At 31.8% G+C, this 12,275-nt stretch carries 14 protein-coding genes; 13 read left to right on the forward strand and 1 reads right to left on the reverse strand.

Annotation, left to right across the window (positions count from 1 at the left end):
• Window positions 1-259 (reverse strand): transposase (locus tag BM305_RS18310; protein ID WP_143099206.1); only part of this gene is annotated, 259 nt, incomplete at its 3' end.
• 52 nt (window positions 260-311) lie between these two features.
• Between BM305_RS18310 and BM305_RS18315 the strand changes: the two genes are divergently transcribed.
• From BM305_RS18315 to BM305_RS18375, 13 genes are all read left to right on the forward strand, one after another.
• Complete coding sequence (locus BM305_RS18315; protein WP_242940593.1) at window positions 312-914, forward strand: ATP-binding protein; 603 nt, start codon at window positions 312-314, stop codon at window positions 912-914.
• Between the two features lie 14 nt (window positions 915-928).
• Window positions 929-2,485: an ATP-binding protein gene (locus BM305_RS18320; RefSeq protein ID WP_092564366.1), complete on the forward strand. Its 1,557-nt coding sequence runs from the start codon at window positions 929-931 to the stop codon at window positions 2,483-2,485.
• A 1-nt stretch (window position 2,486) separates the two neighbouring features.
• Window positions 2,487-4,379: a radical SAM protein gene (locus BM305_RS18325; RefSeq protein WP_092564368.1), complete on the forward strand. Its 1,893-nt coding sequence runs from the start codon at window positions 2,487-2,489 to the stop codon at window positions 4,377-4,379.
• A gap of 392 nt (window positions 4,380-4,771) precedes the next feature.
• Complete coding sequence (locus BM305_RS18330) at window positions 4,772-4,936, forward strand: transposase (RefSeq protein WP_092564370.1); 165 nt, start codon at window positions 4,772-4,774, stop codon at window positions 4,934-4,936.
• Window positions 4,937-5,517: 581 nt separating this feature from the next.
• Complete coding sequence (dapF, locus tag BM305_RS18335; RefSeq protein ID WP_092564372.1) at window positions 5,518-6,366, forward strand: diaminopimelate epimerase; 849 nt, start codon at window positions 5,518-5,520, stop codon at window positions 6,364-6,366.
• Window positions 6,367-6,429: 63 nt separating this feature from the next.
• Window positions 6,430-6,675, forward strand: a complete 246-nt coding sequence (locus BM305_RS18340; protein ID WP_177214806.1) for an ATP-binding cassette domain-containing protein — start codon at window positions 6,430-6,432, stop codon at window positions 6,673-6,675.
• Between the two features lie 216 nt (window positions 6,676-6,891).
• Window positions 6,892-7,560, forward strand: a complete 669-nt coding sequence (locus BM305_RS18345) for a hypothetical protein (RefSeq protein WP_092564376.1) — start codon at window positions 6,892-6,894, stop codon at window positions 7,558-7,560.
• 230 nt (window positions 7,561-7,790) lie between these two features.
• Window positions 7,791-9,134, forward strand: a complete 1,344-nt coding sequence (locus tag BM305_RS18350) for a sensor histidine kinase (RefSeq protein ID WP_092564378.1) — start codon at window positions 7,791-7,793, stop codon at window positions 9,132-9,134.
• A complete protein-coding gene (locus tag BM305_RS18355; RefSeq protein WP_092564380.1) occupies window positions 9,131-9,856 on the forward strand; it encodes a LytR/AlgR family response regulator transcription factor in 726 nt (241 codons plus the stop codon). The genes BM305_RS18350 and BM305_RS18355 overlap by 4 nt, the downstream gene beginning before the upstream one ends.
• Before the next feature lie 68 nt (window positions 9,857-9,924).
• On the forward strand, window positions 9,925-10,089 hold the full coding sequence (locus BM305_RS18360; RefSeq protein WP_177214807.1) for a cyclic lactone autoinducer peptide: 165 nt from the start codon (window positions 9,925-9,927) through the stop codon (window positions 10,087-10,089).
• A gap of 417 nt (window positions 10,090-10,506) precedes the next feature.
• Window positions 10,507-10,815, forward strand: a complete 309-nt coding sequence (locus BM305_RS18365) for a DUF739 family protein (RefSeq protein ID WP_092564384.1) — start codon at window positions 10,507-10,509, stop codon at window positions 10,813-10,815.
• 48 nt (window positions 10,816-10,863) lie between these two features.
• Window positions 10,864-11,160 (forward strand): DUF739 family protein, encoded by a 297-nt coding sequence (locus tag BM305_RS18370; protein WP_092564386.1) that lies wholly within the window; start codon window positions 10,864-10,866, stop codon window positions 11,158-11,160.
• Between the two features lie 913 nt (window positions 11,161-12,073).
• Window positions 12,074-12,275, forward strand: a 202-nt coding sequence (locus BM305_RS18375; RefSeq protein WP_092564388.1) for a VRR-NUC domain-containing protein, incomplete at its 3' end; no start/stop codon positions are given.

The following is a 12,275-nucleotide window of genomic DNA, read 5'->3' on the forward strand; positions in this document are numbered from 1 at the left end:
GAATCTCTTTATCTTGATCTCTAACGCGTTTTCTGAGCTCAATTAACTCTTCATTAAGAGATAATGCATTATTTGGCGTATGAACAGCCTCTTTTGCCTCTAAGCGTCCCTCCTTAAATGCTTTTATCCATGTATAAATAGTACCTGTTGGAAGCCCAAGTTCTGCAGCGGCTTTATGCCCGCCTATTTCCTGTGCAAGTTTTACTGCTTGTGCTTTAAATTCTTGATCATATGATTTTGTAATTCGTTTTTCTGCCATCTCAATTCTCCTCTTCTTGTATTTATTATATATCAAAATCCTTGAGAATAGGGTGGCAATTTTTATTATACAACATCATAATAAGATATTTGCTCGTTCAGTTGTTGAAGAAGATGGGGAGACAAGAATTGGAGATGCGATGAAATATATTAAAAAGAATGAGGTTCATGTAATAGATATTGCAAAGCTATCAGAGGATAAACAGGCATTTGTATTTGGTGATGCAATAAGAACTTTGTATGATTTACAGTTGGGTCAATACAGTGGAGATGAAGGTGTTAACCCTCCTTCAAGAATCGTAGTTTTTATTGATGAGTTAAATAAATATGCGTCTAAAGAAGTTCCAAAGAACTCCCCGATATTGAAACAGGTACTGGATGTCTCAGAAAGAGGTCGTTCTTTGGGGGTAGTGTTATTTGCAGCGGAGCAGTTTAGAAGTGCGATACATGACAGAGTTACAGGTAACTGTTCGACACATGCATATGGAAGAACTAATTCTATTGAGGTTTCAAAGAGTGATTACAAGAGTGTACCAGCGGTATACAAAAATATGATGACGAGGTTAAAACAAGGCGAATATATTATTCAAAATCCTATATTTAGGTCGTTATTGAATATTAAATTTCCGAAACCAATTTATAAGCAATTCAAATGATGAGGTGAAAACATATGGCGACAATAGGTAAAAATATATTGGATAATTTAACAACAGGTATGTATTCTGATTCACGAGTAATCTATCGTGAATATATACAGAATGCTTGTGACCAAATTGATCTTGCAGTGAAGTTAGGTATTATTTCGCAGAAAGAAGGTCAAGTAGATATCTTTATTGATAGTTCAAAAAGATACATAAGTATACTTGATAATGCAACTGGTGTGAAATCAGATTCCTTTATTGAAGATTTAGGAGATATTGCCAATAGTAACAAGCAGATTGGTCAGAATAAAGGTTTCAGAGGAATTGGGCGCTTGTGTGGACTGGCGTATTGTAAAACTCTAAAATTTAAGACTAGTTATTTGGGTGAAGATGTTGCGTCAGTAATGATTTGTGATGCAAAAAAAATGAGGGAGATGTTGGTTGAGAATAGGAAATATACAATTGATGAAATATGGGAAGCAATTGTGAAGTATGATACTGTTTCTGAAGAGAGTGAAAAACATTATTTTGAAGTGGAAATGACTGGGGTTAATAGGGAAAATACTGATTTGCTGGATGCGAAAAGGATTAAGAAGTATTTAAACTTTGTAGCTCCAGTTCCTTACAAAAATACTTTTATTTTGAGAAGTAGTATCTATTCACATGCAAGAGAACGTGGGTGTATAATTGATGAGTATTGTATTCGAATCAATGGCCAGGAAATTTTTAAGGAATATACAACCAAAATTAAGGAGCAGAGTGGAGCGAATTTAAAGAATTATGATGATATTTCAAAGCTCGAATTTAAAGATTTTTATGATGAAGAAGGAAATTTGATTGCTTGGATGTGGTATGGTCTTTCTAGATTTGAAAAGTCTATTCCAAAAGTGAATCAGATGCGTGGACTTCGTGTAAGAAGTGGTAATATTCAAATTGGTAATGATGATGTAGTTCAGGACCTATTTAAAGAAAATAGGGGGAATTACTATTTTGTTGGGGAAATATTTGCAGAAGATGATAAATTGATTCCTAACTCGCAGCGTGATTATTTCAATGAAAATGAATCCAGAGTTAAGTTTGAAGACGAATTGAGAACATATTTTTACGATGTATTACACCGGCTGTACTATGATGCTAATCGTTTGAAAAATGCATATAAAAAGCAAGAAGAATATGTTTTAAAAGTCGATGAATTTAACAAGAAGACTAGCGAGAATGGATTTGTAAATGAAGAAGAAAAACAAAAACTTATATTTGCAATAGATAAAGCTGAAAAGGAAGTAGAAGAAGCGAGAAAGAAAATTGATAAATTTAAAGAAGTAGACGAAGAGTCTCCAATTGCGGAAGTTCAAAAGAGTATTGAGAACAAGTTTGAAGCAGAAAAACTACAAAAAAAAGTAAATGAAAAAGACGTTGTAAAGACAGAGATCCCAGATAAGAAGAAGCAGTATATTACTTCATCTATGTCAAAGTTATCAAAAAGTGAAAGAAAGCTTGTAAGTCGATTGTTGACCATAATTAATGATGTGGCTCCAAAAGATGTTGCAGAAAAAATTATAGACAAAATAAAGGAAGAACTTAGATAAAATGAACAGAAAAGTATTATTGATAGAACCGAATTATAAAAACAAGTATCCACCAATGGGACTTATGAAGATTGCGACTTATTATCGTATACAAGGTGATAACGTTAGGTTCTACAAAGGTGATATGAAAGCATTGGCAGTAGAGCTAATCTGTGAGGATTTGATTGAGCACTTGGAAATAGTATATCCAGAAATTTTTTGGAAGGAATATTATCAATCATTGTTTGAATTCATTAAAATTGGTAGATATTCTATTTTAGAAGAATTTGACATTTTTGATTCAGAAGATGTGTTGGAAATTGTTAAGGAATTTAGAAAAAGATACAGAGATAAGGAATATTTTACAAAGCCAAGGTTCGACAAAGTGGGTATAACGACGCTGTTTACCTTTTACTGGAATATTACAATTAATACCATTAATTTTGCTAAGCAGTTGTGCAAAGACGAAAAAGATGTAATGGTAGGAGGAATAATGGCTACACTGTTGCCGAATGAAGTTTATGAAGCAACAGGTATACATCCTTTTGAGGGATTATTGGATAAACCAGGAGCGATTGACCCAGGGGATAATTTGATTATAGACCAATTGTCGTTAGACTATTCAATTCTTGAAGAAATTGATTATGTATATCCAGCCAATAATGCATATTTTGCTTATATGACACGAGGCTGTGTTAATAAGTGCAAATTTTGTGCAGTGCCAAGATTAGAACCACAATACTGTGATTATATCAGTCTGAAAGAACAGATAAAAATAACAAATGAAAGATTCGGAACGCAGAGAGACTTGTTGTTGTTAGATAATAATGTTTTGGCTTCAAAATGCTATGAACAAATTATCGACGAAATCAAAGAATGTGGATTCGGACAAGGTGCAACATATATAGCACCTAATGAATATGAAATAACAATTAGAAATCTTAGAGATTCATATAATGATAGGGCGTATATTAGAAAGGCCGTAAAAATATATAAGGATACTATTGATAGATTAAAAAATGAAGATGAAAAGACGCAACTTTATATGATGTTTGTAGAAAAACATTGTTTGTATCACTATACTGCCACTAAAGAGGCAATTTTGGAGTTAGATGAGATTGTACGCCCGCTATATGAAAAAACGCATAAACCATCAAAGAAAAAGAGAATTGTTGATTTTAATCAGGGTATTGATTCAAGATTAATCACAAATGAAAATATGAAGAAACTTTCTGAAGTTAATATTTATCCTTTGCGAATCGCGTTTGATCATTGGAAGTTGCATGATATTTATGAGAACTCAGTTGAAAGGGCAGTAAATAGTGGTATAAAAAATTTATCAAATTATTTGTTATATAATTTTGAGGATAAGCCAGATGAATTATATTATAGGCTAGAAATGAATGTGAATCTTTGTGAGAAATTAGATGCAAGTATATATTCATTTCCTATGAAATATCATCCGATCAATGACCCGGAATTTTTTATGAATAGGGATTATATAGGAGTGCACTGGAATAGAAAGTTTATTAGAGCAGTGCAGGCAGTGTTAAATTCTACAAAAGGAAAGATTGGTCGTGGAAAGGAATTTTTTGAAGAAGCATTTGGAAGTAATATTGATGAATTCCATAAAATATTATGGATGCCAGAAACATTTATAATATATCGTCGTCAGTATGATGCTAATTTAAGAGAAAGATTGGCTGAGAGATATACGAATTATTCAGAAAAGGATTGTGACTTGGCAAATGAATGGTGGAAAAAGTTTAATGCGTTATCGCCAAAAAAACTTGAACGTGCAAAAGAAATTATTGCACTTAATAAATTTAAGGAAGGAGAGTATCTGTGTGACGATGCAGATATAGAAAGTGTTCTTTGGTACTATAAAACAACAAGAAATGATGCCGAAAAATAAAATGACAAATGAAAGAGGTGTGTGTATGGCATATAAAAATCCAGAGCAAGTCTAGATGAAATAAGTGATGATTTGAACGAAGAAAGTTATTCTGATTATACTCCCATTGAAAAGTGTATTTTGCTTTTAGCGATGTACTGGGTTTTTAAAAGACTTTTGATGATATAAGAAAGATGAAGCGCCGGTACTTGGCATTTTCTCTGATGATATATATAAGAGTTTACGAACAGCAAAATAAGGGCGGTGAATGAATATGTTTGACAAGTTCAGATTAAAGGAAGTTGTGGTGGAGTATAAGAAGCGCTTTGTGCAGACTGGTGTTAGTATATAAAAGTAGACACATAAAGTTGAACAACTTATAATAATTTCATAAAGAAAAGGAACTGTTCAACATGGCAAAGAACCAAAAGAAATACACACAAGAATTCAAACAACAGCTTGTGGATTTGTATAGTGCTGGACATTATTTTTCGCAGTTATCAAGTGAATATGGCGTAGCAAAATCAACTATCTTAGGTTGGGTTAAAACATTAACTCCTGTACAGATTTTGATATAGAAACAATTTCTATGAAAGACTATAAAGCCCTTTAAAAGAAGATACGTGAATTAGAAATTGAGAATGAAATATTAAAAAAGCTACCGCCATATTCGCCAAAGAACGTTAACAGAGTACGTATCATTTATTCAGAAACATTTAGAATTATATACAGTCAAGCAAATGTGTAACGCCTTAAAATTTCCAAGTAGTACTTATTACAAGGCTTTATTAAGAGAAGCTTCCAATAAGAAAAAAGAGTATGACGAATTCAGTGAAAGAGTTATGGAATGTTATCTAGATAATAAAAAGAGATAGGGAGCTGTTAAGATTTGCAGAACTCTTAATGATACTGGTATACCATGCAGCATAAAACGTGTGCAAAGGCATATGAAATGCTAAGGAATACGCTCTATAGTTGTTCGTAAGTATTATTATAATACGAATCATGGAAAAGTACCTGATAATAAAAAGAATATACTGAATAGAGATTTTACAACAGCTACTATTAATGAAAAATGCATGTCTTAATGTGAAAGACAAGAAAGGGATTATTTTTCATTGTGATTTGGGGAGTCAATAAAGACCAGAGGAGGAGCATTATGGAGTTATTTAGATATCATGGTCTGGGAAATGATTATTTAGTTTTAGATCAAAATTATTTTAATATGGAATTGAACCCAGAGCGTATTAAATTAATATGTGATAGAAATTTTGGGGTTGGTTCTGATGGCATTTTATATAAATCTAACAAAGAGAAAAATGATTATTGTGTGAAAATCTTTAATCCTGATGGTGGAGAAGCAGAGAAAAGTGGTAATGGTGTCCGTATTTTTGCTAAATATCTAAAAGATGCAGGTTATGCAACCAATGAGGAAATACTTATTCCGACGCTGGGAGGAGATGTTGTTGTAACATACTTAAACCAAAAAGGAACTTTAATGAAAGTTTATATGGGTGAAGCTACATGCTCAAGCGATAAAATACCTGTAATTGGCGAAAAAAGAGAAGTAGTCCATGAGAAGATGGAATTTCAAGGTAAAGAATATTTTACTACCTGTGTATCAGTTGGAAACCCTCATTGTGTAATTTTTTGTGATGAAATCAGTAAAGCATTTGCATGTGAAGTTGGACCATATGTTGAAAACTCGCCGCTCTTCCCACATAGAATAAATACACAATTTGTTAAATTGATTGATAAAAATAATATACAAATTGAAATATATGAAAGAGGTGCCGGATATACCATGGCTTCTGGTAGCAGTAGCTGTGCAGCAGCATATGCTGCTTATAGAAATGGAATGGTAGATAACGATATAACAGTAAGCATGCCAGGCGGCAAACTTCAAATACAGATTGAAGAAAATAATATTTTCATGACAGGACCCGTATGCAGTATTGGAAAAGTGATTTTGGATAATGAATTTGTAGAGCAGCTTAAAGAATTATAAAATAACTGAAGTAATATGCAACTAATAATATCATTAAATAATGTTATTAAGGAATTTAAGTTAGTGAAAAGACATGAAGGTTTACAGGGAAGCATTCATGCTCTGTTCACCCGTCAATATAACATCATACAGGCTGTTAATAATATATCAATGCAGGTTATGTCAGGAGAGATTGTAGGATACCTTGGACCAAATGACGCTGGAAAAAGTACAATGATAAAAATGATGCCAGGTGTGTTAGAACCTACATTAAGTGAAATATTAGTTGATAACATAATTCTATATAAGACAGGACATGGCATGCACTGAAAATAGGTGTTGTATTTGGACAGAGATCACAACTCTAGTGGTCGTTTCCGATCATAAAATTATTTAAAATTCTGAAAGATATTTATCAGATCAGTAATACAACTTATCAGGACATGATGAAGTTTTATGAGTCAATTGGGGATATTGATCCTTTATATGTCAAATAATATGGTAGGAAATGGACGGGTAGCTTAGTTAAAGAAAAGTGAGAATACCATGAAAACAAAATATTTCAAAAGAATTATTATGTTATTGCTATGTATCATTACCGTATTTGTCATTTACAATGTTGTAGTATGGAATCAAAGCAACAGAAAGCTAATAAATCCTGTTTTATTACAATATAGGAAATATTTTAAATTGGACTATATAAATTGTAATAGTGAAAAAAAGGAAATTAGTTATGGGCTTGTTGACAAATACATATTCTGGGGAGAAAAGAAGTGCAAACTTGATGCATATAATGACATCCGATTAAAGCTCAACCGTTACTTAGAAAAGAACCCAGATTATTATCTTAATAATGGGTACAAGATAACGATTTATTTCAAATTAAATATTAGCGGTAAGCCATCCTATTTACATATATCAAATTATAATGAAACAGTAGATGAATTAAAAATTTATAATGGGTTTTATCATGTAAGTGGAGAACCCATGTCAGGGAGCAATTTTGAGAATATATCAGATTATGCCGTCTTTGACGGAATAAAATCATTGAAGTTAGATCAATATGTTATTTTTGATGATGTATCAAAGTTAACTAGCCTTTCTTCTTTGGAATATGTAGTGATTGGTGGAACTGATTCGGCAGAAAAACAGAAAGAATTGAATGAGGTTTTACCTAATTGTTCAAATAAAATGAGTAAAATAGAAAGTCAGTAATTCGTCATGAAAAAGCTAGTAAGAGGATTTGACTTTTTGATTACTGGATGCATTTGCACGGATTGTTAAATTAATTGCAGTTTGTATGCAAAATTATGTTATGGTAATATATTGTTTTAAATTATTTCATGTGTTAAGATTAAGATAGGTATACGGGGAGAGGGTAAGAAAGAAGAGTACTGTTTTAAGATAAAAGTAATAATTAATATACAAGAGGGGCTGTTGGACTAATGCTTATCAAAATAGTAAGTATTTTTCTGTATTTAGCAATTTGCACAGTTGATCCATTTATCTGGATTCATTCTTATTATACGATATTAACACCAAAATGCAATGATAAAAAATATTATTTAGGAGCATTTTTGGGATTATATTTTATAATAATTGGAAAACAAGGTATGACGTTTTTAGGTATTAATGAAGCATCAATGTTAGTGTTTCCAATCATGTTTATTTACATAATAATTGTATCAAGAATAATATTTCAGGGTAGTACTAGAACTAAAATATTTCTTCTAATTGTAGTTTATGGAGTTTCAATTGTAATAGATTGTGTGGTGGGCGGATTGTGTTTATTAATTAAGCCTGTTTCAATGGAACATTTCACCGAGTTTGGTGTGGAAAATTTAGCTATAACCATTAGTGCAAGATTACTAAATTTGTTATTGTATTGGATTGGCTATGGAATGATTTTTCAAAAGAAACGGTGCATTAGGTGGGAGTATCTTCGTCCGATTATTATACTAAATTTATTTGCGTTAACTCCTTTAGTAGTATTGTTCTATAATAGAAGCTTGATTGATGATAATTCTACAATTCTTTTAATAATTATTGCAATTTTATTAATGCTTGAAATTGCTGTGAGTTTATATGCAAGTTATACTATTTACCAAAAAAGTGCATTGGAAAATAAAGCAAAAGAACGTATTGAACAGATGGAATTACAGCTTAGTTTTTATGAAGCCATAACCGAATCTACAAATCGATTAAGGAAACTTCGACATGATATAAAGTCACATATTTTACAGATTTCCAGTATTGCAAAAACGGAAAAATACGTAAAGGTAGAAGAATATATAGATGAATTGTATCCAGATATTTTTGATTCAGAAGAAGTATGTGCGATTGAAAATGTTTTTTTAGCAAGTATTGTTACGCAAAAGAAAAAGCAGGCTACAAGAAAGAATATAGCGTTTACTTCTGAAATTACAGTTAGTAAGTTTCCATTTTCAAATCATGAACTGACTTCATTATTTTCCAATATTCTTGATAATGCAATTGAAGCTAATGAGAAACTGAAAGATTGTCAGAAAAGATTTATCATTTTAGAAATAAATAGAACACAGAATGAGTTAAATATTATTTGCAAAAATGCAATTTCTGAAAAACCAAAACGTGATAGAAATGGTAATTTTCTTACAAGCAAAGAAAATAAATTAAATCATGGCCTAGGAATGAAAATTATTAAGGATATTGTAGATAAATATAATGGGAAGATGAATGTGGTACTTGGTTCAGATGAATTTATTTTACTACTAACATTTAACAAAAATAATTGTGAGGAATTTATATGATAGAAATACTAATTTTGGATGATGATAATCTATGCATAGATATTAATAAGGCGTGTGTAAGTCGATTTGCAGAGAAATTAAAGGTTGCTATCAATACTCATTGTTATAACAATGTTAATTCTGAAATCACAGACTTATTAAGAAGGGTTAAGATAGACATTGCAGTATTGGATATTGATCTTGAAAATACATATATGAATGGATTTAAGATTGCTGAGATAGTTTTGAAAAAAAATCCATTGGCTATTGTTATATTTGTCACAAGTCATTCAGAGTATGCGTTAGATGCTTTTAATATTATGGCATTTGGCTATTTATCGAAACCAGTTCAACCTGATAAATTTGAACAGATTTTTCGAAAAGCACTTGTTCAAATTACTGGAATAGGAACCATTAAGAATAATCATGTTATTGAAGTGACCTCTAACAGGGAAAATTGTATTTTAAAAGAAAATAGCATTTTATATATTATGAAATTTAGTCAAAGTGTAGAGATTACAACGAAAAAGGAAACATTTATAGTATATGGAACGTTAAAAGAAATAGAGGGTAAGTTATCATCAGCATTTCTAAAAATTAGTGCAAGTATAATAGTGAATAAGAGTAAAATAGATAAAATTTGTGGTAAGACGTTAGTTATGCTAGATGGGAAGGAATTACAGATTGCAATTAGAAAATATAAAGATGTAATACGTGAATACAGAGAATACTTAGAGTATTAATAATTTAACATATGATAAATGACATAATTAACCAATTGCAGCATATTTGTATGAAAGGTGGTTTTTTTATGAACAGAGCAGAAGAAAATGTAGTGAAGAGGGCAGCAGAAGTAATTATAAAAAGTAATGTAAATGCTGCATGTTGGTTTTGGTTTAATCAGCCCATATTACCTATGGGGAGTGAGAAATTTAAAAACCATAACAAGTTTGCAAAGTTTAGAGGAGGTAGGTGAATAATCCTACCTCCTCTATTTTAATAGAAATGAAAAACATTTTTTTGTTAACATTAAATATAATGAGCAATTATTTGTGAGTGTATGGAGAAAAGAAAACGATTTTTTGTTAAAAGAAAACATTTTTATGTGATTTATTGTATTAAAATAAATAATAGACTACAATGTACGTGTTCAGTGAATGCCATGATGCTTTATCAGATGTTTTTAGAAAAAGCATTATTGACAAAACATTGTGCAAAGCTCTTCATCAACCCCCTTAAAAAGCATGAAGGCTTTTAACCCCTTACCCCTTTTTAGTTCATATAATATGTATTTTTACATAAAGTGGCTGTTGCTAGTTATCCAGCCACAATCCTGAGTAAGAGATTTCAGGCTACCGCGGAAATAATTAAATTTATACAGAGGAGTGTTTTTGTGGAGAAAACAGAATTAAAACAGTTTTACTATAATAAACTATTAGGAAAAATCAAGGAGTTCTACAGCACACAGGAGGCGTTTGCAGCAGCACTTGGAATTGGAAGGGTTTCGCTGAGCCAGAGGCTGAATAACAAAATCGAATTTTCACAGTTGGAAATTTACAATGCAACAAAATTATTAAACATAGAAGTTGCAGATATACCCACCTACTTTTATTGTACCATCGAACCTAAAATTAACAACGAAAAGAAACCGGAACAAGATAAGGTGCAAACAAAGAAAAGAAGAGGAAGAAAAAAGAAATAAATCGCGTTTTATTTTTATCCATATGCTGAGTAAGGAGACAGAAAAGAGATGGCAGCAAGATTACCAAATCAGAAAATAACCTATAATTTCAACTTACTACGAATGGAGATAAAAAATCAGTATAAAACACAAAATCAGTTTGCAGATGCCCTAAGAATCGGAAGAGCATCCCTGACGCAGAAACTGAACAACCATGTAAAATTTAATGCTGACGAGATATACAGAAGCTGTATGCTGCTACATATTGATTTGAACCACGTCGCATTATATTTTTTTCAAATTGCTTACGAGGAAAAGCCAGAATATATATCTGGGTATAGATCGTTTTTTCATACAAACCTCTAAAAGTCTTACTGTTTGGCAAGGATTCACTTTGCCAGACAGCCATCCAATTTAGTTAGCCCGTTACCAATATTGAATTAGATTCTCCCAATGAAAAATAAGAGCTTCGCACACAAGCTCTTATTTTTATGTACATAATCCAGTAGAGCCAGTCTTGCGTATTAAGATTGTTGATTTGAGGAAAGTCTAGATTCAAATAAATAGTATCCATTTCTTCATACGCCTAATAGTCTAAGCATTTCGATGATGTTTTACTGGCATTTTTCTTAAATTCCTTATCAGGCTGATTACTCATAAAAATCCAAGAACCTTCTGAATGTATAGAAACTTTTCTCCTGTATTAGTGGCGAGCTATCTGATGCAGGTGCAATTTATGGAGGGATTGTCAAAAAAGGAGTAGGATGGTCAACTCAGGATTCCAAGAAAACCCTTTTTAAATTGATAAAATAAAAAACTGACAAAGAGTATAAAAAAATAATTTAAAAAAGTTCGCCCGCCTGACTCATTTTTGTCATTACGATTATAGAAGAAAAATTTTCTTCCTATCTAACTGAAGGAGGAAGCAGAATGGAATAGGCAAGAGGGTATTTGAAAAGGATAGGCAACTACAACACGATTTTCAGAAATTGGTTGCCAAGCGGTAGCTAAAAAGTGGAAGACAGGCAACAGGTGATATTCCCCATATAGCAAGGGGTTACGTCATGTTGTTGTCTATGTTGTATATATTATATATATATTTATAAATATATATATAATAGTAATAGATGCGCGTAACACACGTATATTACGCGTATAGGGATTTTTTGTTCTTTAAGCAACAGTGGTGAAGGTGATACCAGATAAAAAGAGAGAATGCAAGGCTGAGGATATGTTAGGATATCATTTGCTTGGTAAGTGGAGAGGAGAGGTCTTAGTTATGATAGATTCCGAAAAGCGGATCGAACAAAAAATGACCCAGGAAGTAAAAAAACTGGGAGGCAGGGCAGTAAAATTTGTATCACCAGGATGGGATGGTGTGCCGGATCGGATTGTATTTTTTCCAGGTGGGCGTGTCGCATTTGTAGAGGTAAAAGCACCAGGAAAAAAGCTGAGACCTTTGCAGCTAAAACGAAAAAAGA

Origin of the sequence: Anaeromicropila populeti (genome assembly GCF_900112775.1) — a bacterium.
Lineage (GTDB): Bacteria > Bacillota > Clostridia > Lachnospirales > Lachnospiraceae > Anaeromicropila_A > Anaeromicropila_A populeti.